Origin of the sequence: Paenibacillus oryzae (assembly GCF_001675045.1) — a bacterium.
GTDB lineage: Bacteria > Bacillota > Bacilli > Paenibacillales > Paenibacillaceae > Pristimantibacillus > Pristimantibacillus oryzae.
The window spans coordinates 1-22,744 of record NZ_LYPA01000042.1; the positions used below are offsets into that span (position 1 = coordinate 1).

Consider the following 22,744-nt stretch of genomic DNA (forward strand, 5'->3'; position numbering starts at 1 on the left):
TCTATGTCTTGGTGGCCAGTTTATTCAAGCATAGATTCTCACCATTACCAGTTAATCTCGCGAACTGCATAAGTCATGTCTTCATAGAAGTCATCCATAATTTGACAAACATTGCAGATGGCATCTGTTAGCATAATAAAGAGCTTGCGTTAGCGCTGGCATAACATATCTTTTAGGAGAGTATACGTATGAAAATGATTTCCAATCAACGCTTTACCAATGAAACAATCTTTTTTGACGGCTTTTGCTTTTCCAACTGCAGCTTTACAGACTGTGTCATTATTATTACGTCGCTCCAGTTCCATTTTGAAGGCTGCTGCTTTTACCGGTCCTCTCTTCACGTCCATCCCGAGCTGCCGGTTTTCGAGGTATCTCATCGTTTGTCGCAATCCAGCTATGATTCCGATACGCTATGCTTCCGCGACGATTACAAGTATCCCAGAACAACGCTGCCCCTCCCGGGCGCCAGCTTAGCTTAATTGATCCCTATAGACATGCCAAGAAAAAAACAACCTTCGGAGCACACCGTTCGCAAACGCGGTCCAAAGGTTGTTTTTTCTTTTGATGATCTATAAGGTCCTTAATCATTAGCGGGCCTTCACAATAATTTTACGAATGCTTTCGCTGGACAAATGGTACTGTCTCTCAAGCTCGGCCACTGATGCGCCGTTGCTGTAGCACTTAACAATCTCGCTGTTACGCTCCGCCAGCAGCTTGCGGGTTCCGCTTACTTCGCCCCAGCTTGCACGTTGGTTGGCAGGTTTTGGTATATAAATCAAATCGCCTTGAATATACTTTTGCAGCTCCAGCAAAAGGCTAGGGGGAAGCACGTCTCTTCCATTTTTGTAGTTCACGGTCAAAGTCCTCCTGAAATTGGTTTAAGCTAAACGATACTGCGACATTCGACATTCCATTCATAAGCAATGTGTTAGTCATGTGTAACATTCCTCCCTTTCCTTAATTTTTGGTTGCCTTTTTATGGCTCATTATTCATTATAATGAACATTGTTCCAATGTTCAATCACCGACTTCAGAAAAATATAAGAGGAGGCCTCAAAGGCCTCCTCCGTGGAAGGCGGTTTCCGGCGTTAACCGAAAACCACCTCAAGGTTCTTAATCAAATCGATCAGCTCCTTTCTTCTGAAATTCGTCGGCCCCGACACCTTCATTATAGAGCAGGCCTCTGTGGGATTTCTAGGAAAAGAACAGCTATAAAATAAACTTTACCAAAAAGCCGGGTTTGCTAGATCGCTTTTACCGCGCGCAGCCAGGCATCTGCAATGAGCGCATGGCCGGGAGCCGAGGGATGAACGCCGTCTGCTGCCCAATAGGCAGGCCCCGTCGACATGCTGCTTGCCGCAAACAAACCGTCAAGCGGCACATATAGTGTTTTAAACTCCGCAGCCAGCGACCGGACAGCTGCGATTTTGGGATCAAGGTCTTCACGCCAAGCGCGGCGGTCTTCCGGAACGGGAAGCACAAATGGCTCGATCAAAACCAGCAAAACGTCCAGCTTGTTTTTTGTATCCACAATCAGCTTGCGATAGCGCTCATAAAAGAGCTCTGCCGGCGTGTAATCGTTGTTGTCATACCTGCGCCAGGTATCATTGATGCCAATGTAAATGGACAGCACGTCCGGTTTAAGGTCCAGACAATCCCGCTGCCATCTGGCTTCCAGATCAGGCATGCGATTGCCGCTGATTCCCCGGTTTAGAAAGGTGACTCCGCTGTCGGGATACAGAAATCCGAATTGTGAGGCAATGAGATGAGCATAGCCATTACCCAGGCTGCCGGGATCGCTATAGTTTCGCCCGCAGTCTGTAATGCTGTCGCCTTGAAATAGAACCGTTGCATGATTAGGGATAATAGACATTGCCTGAAATCCTCCCAAGCTTAAAATAGAGTTTTTTTGGAAGTCGATACCATGATGATGGTTAATTTTATCCCTCTGTTTTGAAGCTGTCAATGATTAAACGCAGTTGTTTTACGCCGTTGCCGTCGCTTCATCCACTCCGGCAAGGCAATCCCGAGCAGAACCAAAAGCACGCCACCCCATTGAAGCACGCTCACCTGCTCGTGCAGCACCACCGACGACAGCAGGACGGCAACGGGAAGTTCGGCTGCGCCTAGAATACCGGCCAGCCCTTCCCCCACATGCGGTACGCCGTAGGCAAAAAGCAGCGGCGGAATAAATGCGCCGAACAACCCAAGAAAAATGCCAAACACCAACAGACTGGATACCAGATCGCCGTTCCACAGGAATTGCGGCGGGAAAATACTCCAGATCAAGAGCAACGCGCCGGCCATCATCCACTTGCTTCGTTCCGCAGGCGGGGCGCTTGGCACTGCCTTGCCGCTAACCATAATAAAGAGCGTATAGCTAATTGCCGACAAAAATCCTAGCAGCAATCCCCACAGATGAAGCTTTCCCAAGCCTTGCTCCAACACGCCTGCAGCTAAAAACGTTCCGCTTAACAACACAAATAACGTCCAATAAATAATACCGGAGGGCCGTTTCCGTTGTCTCACCGATTGGACCAGCACGCTGATCCAGGTAAATTGAAACAGAAGCAATATGGCAAGCGAAGCCGGAATATAGCGGAGCGACTGATAATAAAGCAATCCCGTAATAGCCGTTGGCATGCCCGCAGCCATAAGAATGAGGCGCTGCTTCCATGAAAGAGCCGTAGCTGCGGCTCCTGCTTTATTTGCTTCAGCTAAGCCAGCCCCTGCTTTTTGTCCAGCAGCTTTAAGGGCCGAAGCGCTGCTGTTAGGCATGGTGCCCGCTGGAAGCTGATTTTTGCTAGATTTACGCCGGAGTCTCAGCCAATAAGCAAAACCCCAGCTTAACAGAAACCCAACCATCATTTGCGAGCCGGTCACCTCGCCAAGGCTATAACCCGCCTCATATGCCTTCACTACAAATGTCGACAATACGCCGTAGCTGGCGGCGCCGAGTAATACCGATAACACATACCTCACTTCAAATTCCCCCTATAGGTAGTTCAAAAAGTTCGCTTCCCATTACGGGTCATGACTAGCGTCATGGCCAGCGGCGAATATGGCTTTCAGCCGAAACTTCCGTTGCTCACTTAGCTTCCACTAAGCTCCGCTACTCAGTTTCTAGCTTCAAGCCATCTTCTTGGTACTGGAAACCGAACTTTTTGAACCTTCATTNATGGCTTTCAGCCGAAACTTCCGTTGCTCACTTAGCTTCCACTAAGCTCCGCTACTCAGTTTCTAGCTTCAAGCCATCTTCTTGGTACTGGAAACCGAACTTTTTGAACCTTCATTTTTGTGGTAGTTCAAAAAGTCCGCTTCCCATTACGGGTCATGACTAGCGTCATGGCCTGCGGCGAATATGGCTTTCAGCCGAAATTTCCGATCCTCACGTAGCCTAAACTACGCTCCGGTTCTCAATTTCTAGCTTCAAGCCATCTTCTTGGTACTGGAAACCGAACTTTTTGAACCTTCATTGTATGGTCGTTCAAAAAGTACGCTTTCCATATAAGTTGATCAATGGAAATGTAGCGACAGGCCAGAGTGTGAGGGGTTCTGGAGAAGCGAAGCGTTCGCTTGTGTTCTCGAATTCCACCATTTGAAAAATTTAATTCAGGGAATTTAGGAACAATTGCGATCGGAAGAACTTTTCACACGCCGGCCCACACCGCTAAAACTCTTTGTTCACCATGAACGCAAAAAAAGCTACGAATAAGCAAGTTATCCTCCTTGGAGGAACAACTTGTTATTCGTAGCTGGAAAGTTAGGCTTTCCGTAGAAACCCCCGCCCTGTGCCTTTCGCGGTTATGCGGGACTATACGAATGCATGATGAAGCAACAGCATTCATTGTTGCACAGGCCGGCTTGTCCTGTCAAGATAAATTAGTCCACTTGATGGATTTGGATCAGGTTGGTTGCGCCTGCTTTTCCGCTTGGAACGCCTGCGGAAATAACAACGAAGTCGCCGGATTGAACGATTCCCGTTTCAGCCGCTTTCGCGATGGACAGCTTGAACATTTCGTCGGTCGAATTTACGTTTTCGCCTTTTACAGGCACAACGCCGCGTGTCATTGTCAAACGCTTCAATACGCTGTCATGGGAAGAAATCGCGATAATTGGCGCTTTTGGACGATATTTGGATACCATGCGAGCCGTAAAGCCGCTTTCCGTAGGCGTCAGAATTGCTTTTGCGCCTAGCTGCAGCGAGGAGCTTACAACGGATTGGCTGATCACTTCCGTAATGGAGCCGATCGGCGCTGTCATGCGGCTTTCGAAAGCAGCGTCGTAATCCACGGTTGCTTCTGTACGGTCAGCGATTTGGGCCATCATGCGTACAGACTCCAGCGGATATTTGCCCGCTGCGGATTCGCCGGACAACATGATGCAGTCAGCGCCTTGCAATACCGCATTGGCAACGTCGCTTACTTCTGCGCGAGTCGGACGCGGGTTAACCTGCATGGAATCAAGCATTTGAGTCGCTACGATAACCGGCTTGCCGGCAACGTTGGATTTTTGGATCATGATGCGTTGCAGCATTGGAACGTCCTCGGCCGGAATTTCAACGCCAAGGTCGCCGCGGGCAACCATGATGCCGTCGGATGCTTCGATAATGGCGTCGAGGTTGTCTACGCCTTCCTGGTTTTCGATTTTGGAGATAATCGCGATATGTCCTGCGCCTGCATCCTCAAGAATTTGTTTCACTTGCAGCACGTCCTCCGCTTTGCGGACAAAGGACATGGCGATAATGTCGATTTTTTCCTCGATGCCAAAACGGATATGGCGAATATCGCGGTCCGTTACGCCTGGAAGGCTTGTGCTGATGCCTGGCAGGTTAACGCCCTTGCGAGGTTTGAGGGCGCCGCCGTTCATAACCAGACAGTTGATTTCAGTATCAACAACCTCTTCAACAACCAGTTCGATCAAGCCGTCGTCGATCAAAATGCGATCGCCAGCTTTAACGTCCTTTGGCAGGTCAGGGTAGTTGACCGGTACGCATTCGGCAGTGCCTGTTACCTGGCGGCTGGTCAAGGTCAGCTTGTCGCCGGCTTTTAGGGCAAAAGAGCTTTCCTCCAGGTTGCCGATCCGAATTTCCGGTCCTTTAATGTCCATCATAATAGCAACAATTTTGTTTGCCGCTGCTGCAGCTTCGCGAACAAGCGCAATACGCGCGCTATGATCTTCCAGTTCGCCGTGTGCCATATTCAAGCGGGCTACGGTCATGCCCGCATTCATCATATCCTTCAAGATTGGTACTGAATTGCTTGACGGTCCCATTGTACATACGATTTTTGTTTGGCTCATTACTAAGATCCCTCCATAGTTGTTCTGCTCACCCCAATTGTAGAGGAACCGGAAGACAACGTACATGAATTATAGTATCATGAATGTAAAATAGTATTGCGAGGTGCTCCATGCTCACTGTGGAAAAGATCAGCTTTGACCGTGGGATGGGCTGGTACGGAGATTCCAAGGAAAACGCAGATTTATCGTTATTTATCGTTATGACCTACGGAAAGTGCCTTTTTCGCATTAATGGTAAGAAAGTGATCGCGGAAAAAGGCGATTTCCTGTATGTGCCAGCCGGCGCAGACTATTATGGGAAAAGCGTTCCAACCGTCTTTCACGAAAAACTTGTCTATTTCTTGAAAACACATGTCAATTATGTGACACTCCCATTACTGCAAAAAGGGATTGGCGTCGCGGCTAAAGCAGGCTGCTTTGATTATAGCGTGGAAAGGCTACGCTCCGCCGCCAAGGAATGGGAGGAAGATGCGCCTTATGCCTCCGTCCGCAATGCGTCGGTCATTATGGAAACGCTGGTGCTCTGGAGCCGCGAGCTGGATCGCGGAGAACCATCGGATATATGCCTTCAGCATACCGAGAAGATGAAAGCTTTTATTGGTTCGGGCTACCGTGAAAAAGTAACAAAGGAGCAGCTGGGAGAATGCATCGGACGCAGTCCCAATTATGCGGCCTCCCTCTTCAGACGTATGACAGGACAAACGATCAGCGAATATGTTCACGCCGTGAGAATGCGCACAGCTGTTTACATGCTGACGGAATCCTTGCTCAGCATCACCGAAATTTCCGAATATCTGGGCTATACCGACGTCTCCTATTTTCAACGCTTGTTCAAGCGGCAATTCGGGGTACCTCCTTCCCATTATTTAAAGGAACGGCCAAAAGGAGTATACTGAGCAATATAGATTTATTGACAAATACGGCCGCGTTCATTCCGGTCCTGCGTGAAAGGCAGTGTGAACTCATGACATCGTTTGTATCCGACGGCATTGTCCGTTCTGTATGTCCCTTCGATTGTCCCGATACCTGCGGACTTCATGTCACGATAAGCGGGGGCAAAGTGACAAACGTCACCGGCGATCCCCAGCATCCCGTAACAAAAGGGGCTATTTGCAACAAAGTAAGACAGCTGCCGGACCGGGTCCATCATCCCGAGCGGCTGATGCATCCCATGCGCCGTGTCGGACCAAAAGGAAGCGGCCAGTTTCAGCGTATCTCCTGGGAGGAGGCTTACGACGAAATAACGTCCCGCATGAAGCATCTGACAGAGCAATACGGCGCTGACAGCATCATGCCCTACAGCTTTTATGGCAATATGGGCGTGCTTAGCGCGGAAGGCATGGATCGGCGCTTTTTTCATCGCCTTGGCGCTACCCATCTCCAACGGACGATTTGCAATGCAGCCGGAGCAGCCGGCTACAGCTATACAATGGGCGCTTCCGCCGGCATTGACCCGGAAGAAACCATCCACACCAAGCTGTTCATTATTTGGGGCTGCAATCTGGTTTCCACCAACATGCATCAGACGGTTTTGGCTACAGAGGCGCGCAAGCGCGGCGCTCGCATCATCCATATTGATGTGCACCGCAACCGTACGTCAACATGGGCGGACGAGTTTATTTTGGTCAAACCGGGTTCGGACGGCGCTCTTGCGTTGGGCCTTATGCATGTGCTGATTCGCGACGGGATGGTTAACCATGATTTTGTCAACCAATTTACGGTTGGATATGAGGAGTTAGCCGAGGAAGCGAAGCGTTACGAGCCTCATATCGTGGAGGAGCTGACAGGCGTGCCTGCGGCCAAAATCGAGGAGCTTGCCCGGTTGTACGGCAGCGTGTCACCCTCTTTTATCCGCATTGGCAACGGCTTGCAGCATCACGACAATGGCGGCATGATGACGCGCACCATCGCTTGTCTTCCGGCTTTGACCGGACAGTGGGATATTCCCGGGGGCGGCGCGATGAAAGGCAATGGCTGGTACTCCCGTTTTAACGGCAGCAAAGTGGAACGTCCCGATCTTTCGCCCAATCCCGAGGTGCGCCAAGTCAATATGAACCGTTTGGGAGAAGCTTTGACGGAGCTGGACCCGCCAATCCGCATGCTTTTTGTGTACAACAGCAATCCCGCCATTGTGGCTCCGGACTTGAACAAGGTTCGAGACGGCCTGCTGCGCGAGGATTTGTTTACGGTTGTGCATGATCTCTTCCTGACAGATACGGCTAGCTATGCCGATCTTGTATTGCCTGCAACGTCGCATATGGAAAATCTTGATTTGTACTCTTCGTATTGGCATTTGTATGTGCAGCTGGGCAAGCCTGTTTTGCCGGTGCCAGGGGAATGCAAGTCCAATTTCACCTTGTTCAAGGAGCTGGGCCTCAGGATGGGCTTTGAGCCTGAAGCATTCGATATCGACGAGGAGCAGATGATTGCCGATGCGCTTGACAGCGAAATGAATCCTTTGCTTGAAGGAATAAACGTTGAAACGCTTAAGGAGCATGATTGGCTAAAAGCTGGCGGCGGACGCCGCATTCTTCTGAACGAGCGTCTGCACACGCCAAGCGGGAAGATCGAGTTTTATTCCAGCTCAATGAAAGCAGCCGGCCTGCCTCCCGTTCCCGTTTATACACCGCTGATGGAGGAAACGGATTACCCGTTCTGGCTGACGACGGGGCCTAATCATAGCTACATTAATTCAACCTTTGCCAATCAATCCAAGCTGCAAAAGCTTGAAAAAAGGCCAACTCTCATTATGCACCGCGATGACGCGGCGGCATTGGAGCTGGCCGAAGGCGATCAGGTGCTTGTTCGCAACGATCGCGGCGAGGTTAAGTTAACGTTAAAAATCGGCGAGGACGTGCTTCCCGGCGTGCTGGTCACCCAAGGATTATGGTGGGATGATGCCAGCGGCGGCCAAGGAGCCGTAAACAAGCTGACTCCGCAACGTTTATCCGATATGGGCGGCGGCGCCGTCTTTTTCTCCAATCGTGTTGAGGTTGTGCGCTTATAGCTTTTAACTTTTAAAAACCGGTTACCGGTAACCTAATGACTTGAATTCAGGGATGAGGCAGGATGGCGTTTCTCCCTTTAATGCACAGACCAGGTTTTCAGCGGCAAGCATCGCCATATCGTTGCGGGTTTTGGATGTGGCGGAGCCAATATGCGGCAAGAGCACAACATTGTTCAGCTTCATCAAGCGATTGTCCAGGGGAAGAGGCTCCCGCTCAAACACATCCAGGCCCGCGCCGCGAATGGTTCCGTTTTCCAATGCCTGGATTAATGCTTCTTCATCCAGTGTAGCGCCTCGCGAAGCGTTAATCAGGATAGCGCTGTTTTTCATCATGCCAAATTCCCTGGCGCCCAGCATGCCTTTTGTATCCTCTGTTAACGGAGCCAGCATAATGACAAAATCGCTATGCTGAAGCAGCTCATCCAAAGTCGCAAAAGCGGCTCCATATTTGGCTTCGACTTGCAGTTTGCGGCTTCGGTTATGATACAGCACCTTCATGCCGAAGCCAAGAGCTGTCCGTCTGGCCACCGCTTCGCCGATCCGTCCCATGCCTATGATACCCGCCGTTGCATGATGAACGTCGATGCCAAACAGGTTTTCGCCGTCGCCTCGTTTCCAGTTTCCCTCCCGGACGTACCGGTCCAGCTCCGCTATTCGTCTTGCGCTGCCAAGCATAAGCGCCAATACCAAATCGGCAACCGAATCATCCAGTACATGTGGCGTGTGTGTGCCAATAACGCCCGCTGCTGCCATTTCCTCAATGTCAAACTGGTTGTAGCCTACACTGATGGTGCTAACGGCTTTTAACTTTGGCGCAGCCGCAAGCAGCTCCTTATCGACCCGCCTGCCTGCCGTCAGATAACCTTCGGCCTCTGCCAGCCTGGCATGCAAAGCCTCGCGCGTCAGCGTATCGCTGCCCTCCCATACATCCAGAGCGCTATGCTCCATCAAATAAGCCTTCACGTTGTCCGGCAGCGGACGGTCTGCAAAAATATAGGGCTTCAAACAGCCTCACCTCTCTTTTTACAAGCTTGTGACTCTACGCGCGACAGCGATAATCCAATCCCCCACGTTTAGGAAGACGGCAAAATCGGCGTATAGCCAACCTTCTCTACGATTTTTTGTCCCTGCTCTGACGTTATCCACTCCAGCAGTCCATCCAGATTGGGATTATCGGACCCCGCTGTAATGGCATAAAAATCATTAGCAAGCGGATAGGTTCCATTTCTGATATTATCGCACGTAGGCGCGATTCCGTCGATTTCAAGCAATCTAATTTTTCCGTTACCCGCCATTTCCGTTGCGTAAAATAAAAAAGAATAACCGATTGCCCCTGGATAATTGCGATAATCCGCCGTTTGCGAAATAATGCCTCCCATGCCGCTCGCGACATCTTCCTTCAGCGGCTCCATCAGCTTTGTATCGCCCATGAGGCGCTGAAGCGCGGTCTGGCTTCCGCTGTCCTCGGGACGCTGAAACGCCTTGATGGCCGCATCTTTACCGCCCAGCTGCGACCAGTTTGTCAGCTTGCCGGAGTAAATTTCTCTTACCTGCTCCGTAGTGATCCCGGTTACAGGATTATCCTTATGTACAAAAAAAACAAAGGCCTCTTTGCCAAGCGGCGTCAGCTTCAATTCAACGCCCGCCGTTTTGGCATTCCATAGCTGCATGTCGGACGGTCCCGCGGCAAAAATGATATCGGCTTCGCCCTTGATCAAGCCTGCGTAAGCTTCCTGTGTTTTGGTAGAGCGCACCTTGCTATTAATGGGATTATAGTCCCCTTGCGGATAAATAGCTTGGGCAAAGGATGCATATAGCGGGTACAGCGCTGTCGCACCGTCCATAACGGGAAGCGGCTGGACAACCTTAAAACCGGCATCCTCCCCCAGCGAAACCGCCTTAGTGTCTTTGACAAAGGGCTTGTATGCCCCCAGGTTTACCTCGCTGCCTACAACCCCGAAGCTTTTATGATAGAGGTTGATGCCTTCATTACCTGCAATACTTAAAACAGCAGCCAGCAACATACCCGCTATGATACGCTTGCCCGTTTTGCCTTTTAGCCGCCCCATTAAGCCAATGGCTAATAACACAATGCTGGCAATAACCGCAATCGGAATAACATACATGTAGAAACGATCACTTGAAAATAGAGCCGTTCCCACCAAGATTACAAAGCCGACAAGCGCTATCATTGGCGCAAACACTATAAATAAACCGATATTTTCCCATGTAGTACGTTTCAAGCCCGACTCCCCCTCTTCCTCTGCTTTCATCATAAGAAAAGGGGGCTGAGCCGGATAGTACCAACTTCTTATAGTACCTTCACTACAATTTTGCCGCGAACATGGCGCTCCGAAAGCCTTTTTAACGCTTGGGGCACCTCCGCCAGGCCAATTGTTTCTTCGATCATAGGGTCAATCAGCCCTTTGGCCATTAAACCAAGAAACTCGTTGCCCATTGCCGCAAGCTCTTTTTGCGCTTTTATACTTCCCGAGAGATGCGCGCCGCCCAGCATAAGCTTGTGTAACGTAAAGGACTTTGTGGAAGGGTGAAAATCCGCAACGATTTCCGGAGCGCCGGCAATGCAGGCTAATTGGCCGCCAAACGAAAGCGCGCCCAGATCCTTTTGCGAGATGACCCTATTAACCGTATTTAAAATAAGGTCGGGTCCTTCCCCTCCGGCAGCCTCTATCATCCGAGCATGCACATCCTCATTATTATAGTCAAAAGCGAGGTCTGCTCCCAATTTGTTTACATAATCAAAATTATGTGACGAACAACTTGTCATAATCAGCCCCGCGCCTAATACGCGGGCCAATTGAATGGCATAACCGCCAACTCCGCCTGCTCCCCCGTGAATAAACACGGATTGGCCAGGCTGGATATGCATGCATCGCACAAGCGCCTGATAAGCGGTTAAGCCGGCGCAAGGAAAAGCTGCTGCTGCTTCAAAGCTGATGTTTTCCGGAATGCGCGAAACGGTATGCGCCGTTGTAACCGCATATTCCGCGCATACGCCGCCAGCAAATACGCTGGCATGAAAAACGACCCGGTCGCCCTTCCTCCATTCCGTTACGCCTTCTCCAATCTCCTCCACCGTACCGGAGGCATCAACGCCGGGCACATGAGGATAAGACCAGGAAGGATGTCCCGCAGTCATCATTTTGTAATCGACCGGGTTTAAGCTTGCCGCATGAATGCGGACGACCATTTCTCCGCTCCCCGCCACAGGCTTGTCAAGCTCCGTCATAACAAGCTCCTCCGGCTTACCCGGGCCTGACTGCGCGATTGCTTTCATCCCTTCGCCTCCTTGAATCCGTCATTTACCTTGCAATCTTTGTGCCAACACCTCGCTTGGCACCTCGGGTCCTCCATTGATGCGCTTCAGAGCAAACAGCGTCCGCGGGTCGCCCTTCACGATTTCGTTCAAGCCGGATTTGGTCGATAACGTTGAACGATAGCCCAAATCCCTAAGAATCTGCTCGGAGAGATGAGTATAGAAGCCAAACGGATACGTAAACACGTTTACCTCGCCGCCAACATGCTTCTCGATTTGTTCCTTCATATATTGTACGTCCTCTGTCAAGGCTCTTGCATAAGCCCCTGTGCTTTCGCCGGCCTTCGGCAATACGCCGTTACGTACATCGGAATCCTCGGGCGGCGTTTCATGCATATCAAAGGAATGGTTCTGAATGTCGATTACGCCGGAATCCTCCATTTCCTTAGCCTGCTCCCATGTGAAATGCGGGTAAAACTGCTTGCCGGGAATCCGGTGCTCGTCCCTGCCGACCGACCAGCCAATGGCGGAAATGGTGGCATGCATACCCAGCTCCTTCAAAACGGGATAAGCATATTCGTAGTTGCTCAGATACCCGTCGTCAAACGTGATGACCAGCGGATTGTCGGGGAGCTCGCTTTTTCCATCTACATAATCAATGAGCTGCTGCAAGCTGACGGTTTGAAAACCCGCCGCCTTGATTGCCTCCATATCGCTGCGGAATTTGGCAACTGGAATGATGAGCGAGTTCGGCTCATAGGGATTGTCGTCGATGTGATGGTAAACGAGAATCGGAACCGTCGCTTTTTCTCCGGACAAAGCAGGCGGCGCAGCAAACACCTTCTCCGCCTGCTCCTTGACGTTTTCTTTGGTTGTGTAATGTCCAAAATCGGCCGGCACATAAACGTCGGGGTCCTCGAAAATGTAGCCCAGCATCATTTTGCCCAGCGTATTCCGATAATGCATCGTATCGTAGAAATAACGGGGATCTCCGCTTATACCGGTATAGCCGGTAAAATCCCAGAAGTCCGTCACCTCCGCCAGCTTGGCCCAATATTCCTTCAGAGCCGCCAGATCATAGCTTTTCATCTCCTGCTCCGACGTTGCTCCGGTAATGAGGCGGAAGGTCGCTCCCCGCGATTCCACATATTCCTTGATTCGTTTCAGAGACATTACGTTTTTGTCCAGTGCAACGGCCTCCAGCTTGCCGAAGGGAGCAAACGCCGCCTTGTTGGCTGCCATAAAGGCCTCCCGATCGTCCACTGGCTCGGCGTCACGTCTTTCTTTATTGTATACGCCTGTTTCAGGAATAAAAGTCGCAAACTGGTACGGATCAGCCGCTCTTTTTGCGTACCCCTCCAGCTTGGCGTAGCTATAGGACGGATTCAGCTTCAGATAATCCAGATAAAAGCGCCATTGCGGCTCGCCGGAAACCTTGCCGTGCAGCGATTGCTTAAAATCTGTCGCTTTTTCGTTGAAATGACTGATTTCCTGAAGGCTCATATGGAGCACGATATTTTTGGGCTTGTATTGATCCATCAGATAATAAACCGTTTTTTCGTAATCGTTAAAATCGCCGCCGTACATCAGCATGCTGTAAAAGCTGGCGCCGTCCCCGTAGTAGTCATTCAGCAGCTCCGGCGAAATGGAGCTGGACTTGGACCCTCCGATAATATAGGAATTATAGCGGTCGTGATACTGATCCAGATAACCGATTTTGGCTACACGCGGATTGTTGTTCATATTGTAGGCATGCCAGCCCAGCACCTTGTCGCCAAATACGCCAAAGGGATCAACAAGTACATTAAAACCCGCCACCAGCCCGGCTCCAAGCACTAGCGAAGCGACAAAAGCGGTCAGCCATTTGCGTAACGTCATGTTTTCACCTCAAAATTGGAAGTACAAAAAGTTGGATACGGATGTCATCTGCGCCAGACAAATGCTCAGAAGCACCGCAGCCACAACCGCATGGCGCAGGCGCGGCGTAAAGTTTTCGGTAAGCTGAGCGCTGTTTTTGCCGAAGAAGGTAATGCCCATCCCAATTAACAGCAGAACAATAACATAGGCGTTGGAAGCGCCAAAATGGGCTATTTTTTCTAACGCGCCTGTCCATCCCAGCCCGGCAAAATCCTTCAGGCTCATCATTTTCTTCATGACGTGCCACGCCTCTTTTGCATCCTTGGAAACAAACAAAATCCGGGTCAAAACAACGCCTGCAAACGTCAAAGCCCAGGCCAGAATAAACGGCAGCTTCCATTTTCTGCGATACATCACATGGGCGAAGCAAACAAAAATGCCGTTAATGATGCCCCATAGAATGAACTGCCAGCCCGCGCCATGCCAAAAGCCCGACACAAAAAAAGTCATCATGACTGAAAAATAAAAATTAAAGCTGCCGCTGCCCTTCCGGTAAAAGCTTCTGAAAATATAATCCGACAGGAACTTGGACAGCGTCATATGCCAGCGCTGCCAATATTCCCGGAAATTCCACGCCCGGTAAGGCGAGTTGAAGTTATGCGGCAGCCGGATATTAAAGAGCAGCGCAAGTCCAATAGCCATATCTGCATAGCCGGATAAATCAAAATAATAGGAGATCGTATACCCTACCGACGCCAGCCAGGACATCAGCGTGTCTCCCGCCGCCACATCCGAATAAAAGGTAATGGCATAATTGGTGAGCGGATCGGCCAGCATTATTTTTTTGGCGCAGCCGATCGAAAACAGGAAAATGCCCGTCATGATGTTCAAACTGTTCAGCACAGGCATCGCCTTGGACTGGTATTGCGGGATGACATCGGCATGATGGACGATCGGCCCTACAATAAGCTGCGGGAAAAAGGTAATGAACAGCATAAAATCGACCAGCGGCGTTTTTTCGCTTTTACCTCGGTAGCAGTCTACCAGATAAGCAATCAGCTGGAAGGTGTAAAAGGAAATGCCGAGAGGCAGCACAATCTGCAGCAAGGCAAAGGCTTGTCCTGTCAGCATGTTAATGTTTTCAATCATAAAGTTGGAATATTTGTAATAGCCCAAAAAGGCGATATTGAGCAAAAGACCAAGCGCAAGCAACGCTCTGCCCCGCCAGACGGCGCTATTTTTCATACATCGGATAATGAGATGGCCCAAGGCATAGTTGACAAGCACATCAACAATGAAAAGCAGAGTAAACGTTCCGCTGCCCTGCGCGTAGAAATAGAGCGAAGCCAGCACCAGCCAGATTTTGGCCGCAAGCGACAGCTTGAATGCGCTTAATGCCCGATAAACGAAAAAGGTTACCGGCAAAAAAATAAAAATAAACGTGTAGGTCGAAAATATCAAGGAGATAACCTTCTTTCGCTCAGTCTAGGGCGTGTCTGAATACTCCGAGAGGAACAGATTGTGCCGATTTTTTGTCCCAAGCAAGGAAGTTTTGTGCAGGCTTACCGGGGGTAAGTCAAACAAAACGGACGCAGCAGGGGGCGAAAAGGCGGTGCAAGATGACCTCAAGCGGGTTTTCAGACATGCCCTAAAGCTTTGATCATTCTGATATGCGGAATGCCTTCCTCCAAAAACACATCAGAGTCGCTGACATAACCAAGCTTTTCATAAAAGCCCGCGGCTTGCGTCTGGGCATGCAGCTTGGCTTTTTTAAGCCCCATTTCCTTTGCAATTTCCTCCAGCTTGATCATGATTGCTTTGCCTGTGCCGCTTGTGCGAAAAGGTTTAAGCACGCAAATACGCTCCAGCTTTGCCGTCTCCTCCACGACCCGTATCCGTCCCGCGCCGGCGGACGCTCCGTTGCTTAGCGCCAGCACATGAATGCTGCTGTTTTCATATTCGTCAATTTCGGCTTCTGCCGCAACGCCCTGTTCCTCTACGAACACTTCCACCCGTACGCGGAACACCTCCCGAAGCTGCTCCGGGGTTACGACTTTCTCTGTTGTTATCATGGCCGTACGCCACTCCCTTCATCAATACCACTCTATTATAATGGCATTTCATACAAATGCCAAAGCGGCATTAACATGACGTTGCCTGCAGCCAAAGGGGCCGCCAAGCAGCGTTATGCCGGCAATCATTGACAAGGGGAAGCGGCGGCTTCTATAATGAGGTCGACTTGTCGCCTGAACATGCCGCCAATGCGGCGATATCCGTTAATGACCTGGGAGGTAAACCTGTATGACGGCTGAGCCGCTTGATTTTTCCGTTATTCATTCGTTTTATCATATTTCGCCGCAAGGCGCGGAGCATCCCGACCTGGAACTGCCGGCAGCCGATATGCTGAAGGCTGATGTATGCCGTGAAACCTTGCGTTTTTTTGGCGAGGCCACGTTAAGCCACGGGATGCTTTACCCGGCATCCATGATTGGGCGAACGATGTTTAACCTGTGTACAGCCACGCTTTATTTTTTGAGCATGAACGGCGTTTTTGTCCACTTCCGGCTTGAGGACTTAACCTTTCAAATGGAGAAGCACGGCGAGCATTATCATTTGGGCTACCGGATTGACAGCTTGAGCCTTCACTCGCTTGCGGCGGACGGAGAAGCGCGGGAGCGCGATATAGAGGAAGGCTGGGCTGCTTTTATTAGCGGGACGGCTGTTCCATTTATCCGTGCCATTGCCGAGGCAGCAGAGGTCAAGCCGGATATGATCTGGAATCAGTTTGGCTCCGGTCTGTTGTCTCTATTGAGTTATGTGGGCGACCAAATCCCTGTTCCCCATTTCCTTGAGCAAATCAACAAACAATCCGCTAATTTGCAAGCCTTGCCGGGCGAGCTGTTTCAAAGACGCCGTAATCCGTTTTCCCATACGCCGAAATATGTCGAAAATCCCTACGATTGTTCAAAAAATTACATTGTCCGCTCCGCCTGCTGCTTCAATGACCGAAAGGAGGGCGGCCTAAAATGCTATACCTGTCCTCTGCTCACCGCCGATGAAAGAGAACAGATACGTGTCGGGCTCGCAGCCCAAAGCGCTGCAAGTGAAGCATGAAACAATCAACAGCAAAAAGCCCCGTTCTAATAGCCGCACGAAAATATATCGCTTTGCCAGCCGCGGCCGGAGTCGCGGCCGGTTCGGCCTCCGCGCTATTCCTTGCCAGCCTGCAGCTTGTTTCCGCGCTTCAGGCCCAGCATCATTTCTTATTGTGGCTGCTGCCGTTTGGCGGCGCTTTAGCCGCCTTTTGCTATATGAAATACGGCAAGGAAGCCAGCCGCGGAAACAACCTGGTGTTTGAGCAAATCCATAGCGGAAAAGGCATAGTACCGTTTGTCATGGCTCCGCTTGTTCTGCTTGGAACGCTTCTCACTCATTTGCTTGGCGGCTCTGCGGGGCGCGAAGGCACCGCTGTGCAAATGGGCGGCAGCTTGTCCGCAGCCATTGGCAAGCGACTGGGATTATCGGAGACGGATTCGAGGCAGCTCGTTTTGTATGGGGTATGCGCCGGCTTTGGCTCCGTTTTCGGAACGCCAATTGCCGCCACGATTTTTGGCCTGGAGGCAGGAGCCAGGCGGAACATGCTGCTGGGCTCCCTCTTCTCTTGCCTGCTTGCAAGCTGCGTTGGACATGGCGTAACTCTTGCATGGGGCATCAGGCATACCCATTATGACATTGGACGTTTGCCAGAACTGGACGCCCTCGTTTTATTGAAAACAGCGCTTGCGGGTATTGCATTTGGGGTAATGGCTCTTTTGTTCGTGGAGGGGTTAACCGTTGTTAAATGGGGCCTCAGCAAGGTTAGCAGCCACCCCCCGGTAAAGGGATTTATCGGAGGGCTGCTGGTTGTTATATTGGTCTACGCCATCGGCAGCCGCGATTATTTGGGCCTTGGCCTTCCCTTAATGGAGCAGGCCTTTTTGGAGCCGGCCTCGCCCCTTGCGCCATTTCTTAAGCTATTGTTTACGATCGTGACGCTAGGCGCCGGATTTCCCGGCGGTGAAGTGACGCCGCTGTTTGTTATCGGGTCAACTGCAGGCAGCGCCCTTGCTCCCCTGCTTCTGCTCCCGGCTCCCCTGCTGGCCGCGCTCGGCTTTGTTGCGGTATTCGGCGCCGCAGCCAAAACGCCCCTTGCTTGCATGGCGCTTGGCATGGAGCTGTTTGGACTTCAGGGCGCTCCGTATATCATCACAGCCTGCGCCGTTGGTTATTTGCTCTCCGGCAAAGCCGGCATCTATGCTTCGCATGTCAATGCAAATTCAAATCGTTTGGCTTTTCGTACAAGGAGGAAGGCGGAGTGAAGCTATGTGCCGAAGCGTTGGCGATAGCCGCACTTACGGCACAACTCCTCCACCGCCTCGCGGCGAGAAAAGCCTTCATATAGCTTAACTGCACGATCGCCGTTGACAATTTCGCCAAACGGCTGCTGCCTGATATTGCCCAGATCGATAACACCTTCCCCGTCCAGGCAGCAAGGAATAACGGTTCCGTCGATTAGCACCCCCGCTTGATTACGCATGCCGTGACAAAACCCTTTTCCGTCGTCCTCCGGCTCGTTCAAATCCGGCCATTTGAATTCGGGGTCCTGATTCAAATAAATGCGTTCCGCGATTTTGACGCCGGTGCCTGGTTTAAATCTCTCCTCGATAAAATAATCCAGACCAAACGCTTCTTCAATCATCGCCAGCAGCTCGCGGTTTTTGTGCGCTTGGCGGTTGACCTCGTTATCCATATCCAGATTCCATAGCCGGAAGGATACAATCAGGTTGCTGCTAGCAACAGCTTCTTTGGTAAAGCTCAATATTTGAGCCAAATAACCCGCTTTGTCCTGGGAGCCGGGATGTCCGTCAAAGCTGTGCAGCGAAAAATTGATTTGCCTTAGTGCGGGCTTGCCCAAAAGCTTGTCCCGGTTTTTTGTAATCAATGTGCCGTTGGTCGTAATGTTGACCTTAAACCCTTTTTCATGGCTGATGTCCAGCAGCTCATCCAGCTTTGGATGAAGGAGCGGCTCGCCTTTGACATGAAAATAAATATAATCGGTATACGGCTTGATCTGATCCAGCGTATCGCTAAAGTCCTGAACGGACAAAAAGCCTTTTGCCCGCTGGGTTGGCGGACAAAAGTAGCAGGATAAATTGCAAATGCTTGTTGTTTCGATGTAAAACTTCTTAAATCGCTTCATGCCCGATAAGCTCCATTTCTAAGTGTTATGGGCTCTCTGTTATGAGCTCTAATGGAGCCCGTCCTTCAAAAAGCGGGATTTTACGTCTTCGCCCGGCATCAGGCAGCTGGTTGACTTGCCGAACCAGCGATAGCGGTTTCTGGCCACCCAATCATATGCCCAGTTCCGCAGCGGAGCCGGGATGATTATGAAAAGATAGAGGAAGGAAAACCAGCCCCCGACAGCCGCAGCGGCTCGCAGGACAGCGCCTGATCTATTATATATAACTCCGTTTTGAACAAGCAGGAAGGAACGCGGCCCTTCTGCGCCGATAGGTTCGCCGCCAAGTAATCTCCGGCCGGCAGGCGATTGCAGCGTAGCAAAATGAAGCTTTCGCTTTTTGTCATGCTTGACCGCAAAAGCGGTAAGATTGTGACATAAGAAGCATTCTCCGTCTATTAGCGCTATGTTGGAGGGATTTTTCTTATGCTCGTCCCCTTCTTCACTCATGCGGCCATGTCTCATTTCCTCGCCTCTTTCTTCCGATAAAAACCCGGCTTAGGCTGCTGTTTTACTATTTATATTCACGCACCAGCCGCATGCTATGCCTTGCTCCCGCGCGGCTGGCGTTTAGGCTTGTTTTGTACCGGCGGCAGATGCCTCATGCTGCGATGCATCGGCCCCTTGCAAAGGGGACATTGCTGCTCCGTAGCGGCAAATTCATCTCTCACCCAGGCCTTGCATTCGCTATTTTTGCATTTCCATATTTTTGTCGGTTTCAATTCGCTTTTGGTGTCTCCCGCAATACTCACAACTCACACGATTCCTTTCGTTTCTGCGACTAGCCACTAAAATTATAGTAGCCCTGATGTTTATATTAGTATCATTAATAATTAATGTCATAAATTAAAACTCACCGCAAAAACCTTCAGCTATTGCTTACTCCATTCAGGAGCGCTTGGGGTTTTTGCGACAGCTTTATTTCTGCGGACAACGTCATAATCTATGCCTTACAAATATACCGGTATGACGCAAACCGGCTTGGAGGCCAATATTTCATGACCGGCAGGCTCAAGCTTGCCGGATGCCGCATTCACGCGGAAGGTCACGATATTGTTCCCGTCGCGGTTGGCGGCAAGCAGCCACTTGCCGTCAGGCGTGAAAGCGAAATGGCGGGGATGACCGCCGCCTGTGGAAACATGCTGCACCGTTTCCAGCTCGCCTGTTTCTTGGTTTACCTTGTAGACGACAATGCTGTCATGTCCGCGATTGGAGCCGTACAGAAAATGTCCATCCCCAGAAATGGCAATTTCGGCACAGCCATTTTCGCCTTTAAAGCTTTCCGGGAGCGTGCTGTAAGATTGAAGAGCCTCCAGTTGTCCGCTTTTGGCGTTTTGGCGCAAAACGGTAACGGTTGAGTTTAATTCATTAATGACATAAACAAACGGCGCTTTGGGATGAAATACTAGATGACGCGGGCCTGCTTCAGGCTCCAGACTGGTTTTTGACTGCAGCTCCAGCTTTCCGTTTTCCGCATCAAGCCGATAAACCGCGATAATATCCAGCCCGAGGTCCTGTACATACAGGTAGCTGCCGTCAGGACTGTAGAAGCTGGAATGCGGATGGGGACGATCCTGGTTGGGATGGGGTCCGCGTCCTTCATGCTGCTTGACATCAAGCAATGTTCCAATGCCTCCGTCATCGTTAATAGACAGCAATCCCGTCATACCGCCGTGATAGCTCGTAACGGTCAAATAACGATTTTTTGCATCACGTTGGATGTGGCAGGTCGTGCTCCGGACTGTAGGCGCAACGTTTAGAGGCGTGAGCGCTCCTGTCGATGCATCGATGCGGAAGGCTGCGGCTTCACCCGATTTGACGCCGTTTTCGTCAACGGCTTCGGAAATGGCATACAGCAGCTTGTTTTGGGCATCCACATTCAGAAAGGTCGGGTTTTGCAGCCCCGCATATTCATGCTGGAGAGAAAGTGCGCCTGACTCTTCATCAAGCTTGAATACCTTTAGCCCCTGTTCATCTCTTGACGCGTAGGAGCCTGCAAACACATAAAGGCTTTGCTTGTTTTCACTCATTTCGCCTGACCTCCATTGTCCGTTCCTGGTACGACACAGCTTCCATCCTCGCAGAGCGCTGCGTCCTGATCTCCGACAATTTCCGTCAGAACCGGATTCCGCTCCTCCCAGGCTTTATTCAGCGCGTTCAGGAATACCTCTGCCGGCTGAGCGCCGGACACCGCAAACTTGCGGTCAAACACAAAAAACGGAACGCCCCGGACGCCTAAACGGGTCGCTTCCTCTTCATCGGCTCTTACCGCCTCCGCGTATTGCCCGCTTTCCAGCACTGCCAGCGCTTCGGTCCGGTTCAACCCGACTTCCTGAGCTAAATTAGCGAGACTGTCATAATCGCCAATCGGAGAGTTGTCCGTAAAGTGGGCCTTAAGAAGCCGCTCCGTTAAAGCAAGGCCCTTCCCTTGCGTTTCGGCATAATGGGCAAGACGATGGCCATGGAACGTATTTTCCACGCATGCGTTTTCGAACGTAAAATGCAAGCCGACGGCAGCGGCCTGCTGCACAACATTTTCAGTCATGCCTTTGGCCTGCTCCAGACTCATGCCATATTTCCCCGCAAGCATCTCGATTTCGCTTTTCCGTGCCGACGAGTCGGCATTGGGATCAAGCTCGAAGCTTTTGAACGCCATCTGAACCTGCTCCCGATGCGGGAACTGCATTAACGCCTCTTCAAAACGCCGCTTGCCAATATAACAGAACGGACATACAAAGTCCGACCAGATTTCAACTTTCATTTTCTGCACCTCCAAGCGTTATCGTTATATTATACCATGACTTTACTCACAGGCGCACATGGTTCAACATGTGTTTTCCCGACGTTCTGTGTTGTTACTCCTCCTTGCTGTTGCTACAATAGATAAATAATCATTTATTCGGAGGAAGCGCCATGAACATTCTCAAGCTGAAAGACCGCGCGGAGCTGGAGGCCAAGCTGCCCTCCATGCCCTGGTACATTGAACAGTTCATCCAATACAAGCTGCCCGATCTGTCTCCGTCCTCCCTTGTGGAGTACATGCGCGATTATGAAACCTTTATGAATTGGCTAATGAGCGAAGGCTTGACCAGCGCCTCCGCGTGGAAGGACATTCCGCTTCACGATCTGGAAGTGCTCAAGATGGAAAGCATCGACAGCTACCGGATGTTTCTGTCGACCCACAAGCCGGAGCGCAACAACCGGACCACGATTTCCCGCAAGCTCTCTTCGTTACGCTCGCTGTTTCATTACTTAAGCCAGATTGCCGAGGATGACGACTTCTACCCTCTTCTAAAGCGTAATGTGATGGCCAAGGTAAGCATCAAAAGGAGCCATAAACCAAAGGATACCGCTGCCAAGCTGGAGGGCAAGCTGCTTCAGGAGGAAGAAATAACGGAATTTATGCATTATGTAAAATCCCTATACGGAGCGGATGTCGCTAACAACAAGCAGGCGCTGCTTGCATACGAGCTGAACGCAACCCGGGATTCCTGCATTATCAGCTTTATTCTTCATTCCGGCTTGCGCGTATCGGAGCTGGTCAATCTCAATGTGGACGATATTGATATGAAGAAAAAGCTTTGTTATGTCTATCGGAAAGGTAAAAATGACGACACCTTCAAAACGCCTGTTTATTTCCGTCAGGACGCCATCGCCGATCTTCAAGCCTATCTGCAGCTTCGAGATACCCGCTACAAAGCGCCAAAACGTGAAAAAGCGTTGTTTCTGGCGGTTGCCAACGGCAAGCAGGAAGGCTCGCGCATGACCAAACGGGCCATTCAGGCCATGGTGATCAAATACGCGAAACGGTTTGGCAAGCCGTTCCTGTCCGTACATAAGCTGCGGCATTCCTTTGCCACGGATTATTACCTTCAGAACGACCTGTACAAAACACAGGAGCAGCTTGGCCATGCGTCTCCTGAAACGACGCAAATCTATGCCCACCTGACAGACAAAACAATGGCGGAAGCCATCGAAAAAAGAGCGGCGGACAGCAAGGCCGATGAATGACCTTGACGTACCG

The 22,744-nt window shown here is 50.8% G+C and carries 21 protein-coding genes; 6 read left to right on the forward strand and 15 right to left on the reverse strand.

Annotated elements, in window-relative coordinates:
* Positions 1 to 188 precede the first annotated feature (188 nt).
* Positions 189 to 479 carry a hypothetical protein gene (locus A7K91_RS06545; RefSeq protein WP_068680887.1) on the forward strand — a complete coding sequence of 97 codons (291 nt, stop codon included), beginning with the start codon at positions 189 to 191 and terminating at the stop codon, positions 477 to 479.
* 108 nt (positions 480 to 587) lie between these two features.
* On the opposite strand, the gene A7K91_RS06550 is transcribed toward A7K91_RS06545, so the two are convergent.
* The 4 genes from A7K91_RS06550 to pyk form a co-directional block, all read right to left on the reverse strand.
* Complete coding sequence (locus tag A7K91_RS06550) at positions 588 to 854, reverse strand: CD3324 family protein (protein ID WP_068680889.1); 267 nt, start codon at positions 852 to 854, stop codon at positions 588 to 590.
* 389 nt (positions 855 to 1,243) lie between these two features.
* Complete coding sequence (locus A7K91_RS06555) at positions 1,244 to 1,873, reverse strand: SGNH/GDSL hydrolase family protein (protein ID WP_068680891.1); 630 nt, start codon at positions 1,871 to 1,873, stop codon at positions 1,244 to 1,246.
* A gap of 89 nt (positions 1,874 to 1,962) precedes the next feature.
* Positions 1,963 to 2,982 (reverse strand): EamA family transporter, encoded by a 1,020-nt coding sequence (locus A7K91_RS06560; RefSeq protein ID WP_068680893.1) that lies wholly within the window; start codon positions 2,980 to 2,982, stop codon positions 1,963 to 1,965.
* A gap of 900 nt (positions 2,983 to 3,882) precedes the next feature.
* Positions 3,883 to 5,301 (reverse strand): pyruvate kinase, encoded by a 1,419-nt coding sequence (pyk, locus tag A7K91_RS06565; protein WP_068680895.1) that lies wholly within the window; start codon positions 5,299 to 5,301, stop codon positions 3,883 to 3,885.
* 110 nt (positions 5,302 to 5,411) lie between these two features.
* On the opposite strand from pyk, the gene A7K91_RS06570 reads away from it, so the two are divergent.
* Together A7K91_RS06570 and A7K91_RS06575 are read left to right on the forward strand one after the other, a co-directional pair.
* On the forward strand, positions 5,412 to 6,197 hold the full coding sequence (locus A7K91_RS06570) for an AraC family transcriptional regulator (protein ID WP_068680897.1): 786 nt from the start codon (positions 5,412 to 5,414) through the stop codon (positions 6,195 to 6,197).
* Positions 6,198 to 6,265: 68 nt separating this feature from the next.
* Positions 6,266 to 8,308, forward strand: a complete 2,043-nt coding sequence (locus tag A7K91_RS06575) for a molybdopterin-containing oxidoreductase family protein (protein ID WP_068680899.1) — start codon at positions 6,266 to 6,268, stop codon at positions 8,306 to 8,308.
* A 21-nt stretch (positions 8,309 to 8,329) separates the two neighbouring features.
* On the opposite strand, the gene A7K91_RS06580 is transcribed toward A7K91_RS06575, so the two are convergent.
* The 6 genes from A7K91_RS06580 to A7K91_RS06605 all read right to left on the reverse strand — a co-directional run bounded on the left by A7K91_RS06580 (position 8,330) and on the right by A7K91_RS06605 (position 15,514).
* Positions 8,330 to 9,313 carry a 2-hydroxyacid dehydrogenase gene (locus A7K91_RS06580; protein ID WP_068680901.1) on the reverse strand — a complete coding sequence of 328 codons (984 nt, stop codon included), beginning with the start codon at positions 9,311 to 9,313 and terminating at the stop codon, positions 8,330 to 8,332.
* A gap of 68 nt (positions 9,314 to 9,381) precedes the next feature.
* Positions 9,382 to 10,551, reverse strand: a complete 1,170-nt coding sequence (locus A7K91_RS06585) for a PstS family phosphate ABC transporter substrate-binding protein (RefSeq protein WP_245697289.1) — start codon at positions 10,549 to 10,551, stop codon at positions 9,382 to 9,384.
* 68 nt (positions 10,552 to 10,619) lie between these two features.
* Positions 10,620 to 11,606 (reverse strand): zinc-binding dehydrogenase, encoded by a 987-nt coding sequence (locus tag A7K91_RS06590; RefSeq protein WP_068680902.1) that lies wholly within the window; start codon positions 11,604 to 11,606, stop codon positions 10,620 to 10,622.
* Between the two features lie 21 nt (positions 11,607 to 11,627).
* On the reverse strand, positions 11,628 to 13,463 hold the full coding sequence (locus A7K91_RS06595) for a polysaccharide deacetylase family protein (RefSeq protein WP_068680904.1): 1,836 nt from the start codon (positions 13,461 to 13,463) through the stop codon (positions 11,628 to 11,630).
* 9 nt (positions 13,464 to 13,472) lie between these two features.
* Positions 13,473 to 14,903 (reverse strand): MBOAT family O-acyltransferase, encoded by a 1,431-nt coding sequence (locus A7K91_RS06600; RefSeq protein ID WP_068680906.1) that lies wholly within the window; start codon positions 14,901 to 14,903, stop codon positions 13,473 to 13,475.
* A 176-nt stretch (positions 14,904 to 15,079) separates the two neighbouring features.
* Positions 15,080 to 15,514 carry a GNAT family N-acetyltransferase gene (locus A7K91_RS06605; RefSeq protein ID WP_068680908.1) on the reverse strand — a complete coding sequence of 145 codons (435 nt, stop codon included), beginning with the start codon at positions 15,512 to 15,514 and terminating at the stop codon, positions 15,080 to 15,082.
* Positions 15,515 to 15,743: 229 nt separating this feature from the next.
* Between A7K91_RS06605 and A7K91_RS06610 the strand changes: the two genes are divergently transcribed.
* Both A7K91_RS06610 and A7K91_RS06615 read left to right on the forward strand, forming a co-directional pair.
* Entirely contained in the window at positions 15,744 to 16,556 is an 813-nt protein-coding gene (locus tag A7K91_RS06610; RefSeq protein ID WP_068680910.1) for a hypothetical protein, read from the forward strand.
* Entirely contained in the window at positions 16,553 to 17,800 is a 1,248-nt protein-coding gene (locus tag A7K91_RS06615) for a chloride channel protein (protein ID WP_068680912.1), read from the forward strand. The genes A7K91_RS06610 and A7K91_RS06615 overlap by 4 nt, the downstream gene beginning before the upstream one ends.
* 2 nt (positions 17,801 to 17,802) lie before the next feature.
* Here A7K91_RS06615 and A7K91_RS06620 read toward each other — a convergent pair whose 3' ends face one another.
* The 5 genes from A7K91_RS06620 to A7K91_RS06640 form a co-directional block, all read right to left on the reverse strand.
* A complete protein-coding gene (locus A7K91_RS06620; protein WP_068680914.1) occupies positions 17,803 to 18,681 on the reverse strand; it encodes a radical SAM/SPASM domain-containing protein in 879 nt (292 codons plus the stop codon).
* A 48-nt stretch (positions 18,682 to 18,729) separates the two neighbouring features.
* The gene (locus A7K91_RS06625) at positions 18,730 to 19,185 is read right to left on the reverse strand and encodes a thiol-disulfide oxidoreductase DCC family protein (protein WP_082967278.1); all 456 of its coding nucleotides are present in this window, start codon (positions 19,183 to 19,185) and stop codon (positions 18,730 to 18,732) included.
* Positions 19,186 to 19,262: 77 nt separating this feature from the next.
* Positions 19,263 to 19,472, reverse strand: coding sequence for a cold-inducible protein YdjO-related protein (locus A7K91_RS27265; protein WP_068680917.1), 210 nt, complete (start codon positions 19,470 to 19,472; stop codon positions 19,263 to 19,265).
* Between the two features lie 198 nt (positions 19,473 to 19,670).
* Positions 19,671 to 20,750 carry a lactonase family protein gene (locus A7K91_RS06635; RefSeq protein WP_068680919.1) on the reverse strand — a complete coding sequence of 360 codons (1,080 nt, stop codon included), beginning with the start codon at positions 20,748 to 20,750 and terminating at the stop codon, positions 19,671 to 19,673.
* Positions 20,747 to 21,481, reverse strand: a complete 735-nt coding sequence (locus A7K91_RS06640) for a DsbA family oxidoreductase (protein ID WP_068680921.1) — start codon at positions 21,479 to 21,481, stop codon at positions 20,747 to 20,749. The genes A7K91_RS06635 and A7K91_RS06640 overlap by 4 nt, the downstream gene beginning before the upstream one ends.
* Before the next feature lie 152 nt (positions 21,482 to 21,633).
* On the opposite strand from A7K91_RS06640, the gene xerS reads away from it, so the two are divergent.
* A complete protein-coding gene (gene xerS / locus A7K91_RS06645) occupies positions 21,634 to 22,731 on the forward strand; it encodes a tyrosine recombinase XerS (RefSeq protein ID WP_068680923.1) in 1,098 nt (365 codons plus the stop codon).
* Positions 22,732 to 22,744: the final 13 nt, after the last annotated feature.

What these genes read in the sequence shown, in the direction of transcription:
- xerS (WP_068680923.1), top strand. Translation starts at nt 21,634, where the DNA reads ATGAACATTCTCAAGCTGAAAGACCGCGCGGAGCTGGAGGCCAAGCTG.
- pyk (WP_068680895.1), bottom strand. Translation starts at nt 5,301, where the DNA reads ATGAGCCAAACAAAAATCGTATGTACAATGGGACCGTCAAGCAATTCA.
- A7K91_RS06635 (WP_068680919.1), bottom strand. Translation starts at nt 20,750, where the DNA reads ATGAGTGAAAACAAGCAAAGCCTTTATGTGTTTGCAGGCTCCTACGCG.
- A7K91_RS06640 (WP_068680921.1), bottom strand. Translation starts at nt 21,481, where the DNA reads ATGAAAGTTGAAATCTGGTCGGACTTTGTATGTCCGTTCTGTTATATT.
- A7K91_RS06545 (WP_068680887.1), top strand. Translation starts at nt 189, where the DNA reads ATGAAAATGATTTCCAATCAACGCTTTACCAATGAAACAATCTTTTTT.
- A7K91_RS06620 (WP_068680914.1), bottom strand. Translation starts at nt 18,681, where the DNA reads ATGAAGCGATTTAAGAAGTTTTACATCGAAACAACAAGCATTTGCAAT.
- A7K91_RS06625 (WP_082967278.1), bottom strand. Translation starts at nt 19,185, where the DNA reads ATGAGACATGGCCGCATGAGTGAAGAAGGGGACGAGCATAAGAAAAAT.
- A7K91_RS06615 (WP_068680912.1), top strand. Translation starts at nt 16,553, where the DNA reads ATGAAACAATCAACAGCAAAAAGCCCCGTTCTAATAGCCGCACGAAAA.
- A7K91_RS06555 (WP_068680891.1), bottom strand. Translation starts at nt 1,873, where the DNA reads ATGTCTATTATCCCTAATCATGCAACGGTTCTATTTCAAGGCGACAGC.
- A7K91_RS06590 (WP_068680902.1), bottom strand. Translation starts at nt 11,606, where the DNA reads ATGAAAGCAATCGCGCAGTCAGGCCCGGGTAAGCCGGAGGAGCTTGTT.
- A7K91_RS06605 (WP_068680908.1), bottom strand. Translation starts at nt 15,514, where the DNA reads ATGATAACAACAGAGAAAGTCGTAACCCCGGAGCAGCTTCGGGAGGTG.
- A7K91_RS06610 (WP_068680910.1), top strand. Translation starts at nt 15,744, where the DNA reads ATGACGGCTGAGCCGCTTGATTTTTCCGTTATTCATTCGTTTTATCAT.
- A7K91_RS06595 (WP_068680904.1), bottom strand. Translation starts at nt 13,463, where the DNA reads ATGACGTTACGCAAATGGCTGACCGCTTTTGTCGCTTCGCTAGTGCTT.
- A7K91_RS06570 (WP_068680897.1), top strand. Translation starts at nt 5,412, where the DNA reads ATGCTCACTGTGGAAAAGATCAGCTTTGACCGTGGGATGGGCTGGTAC.
- A7K91_RS06575 (WP_068680899.1), top strand. Translation starts at nt 6,266, where the DNA reads ATGACATCGTTTGTATCCGACGGCATTGTCCGTTCTGTATGTCCCTTC.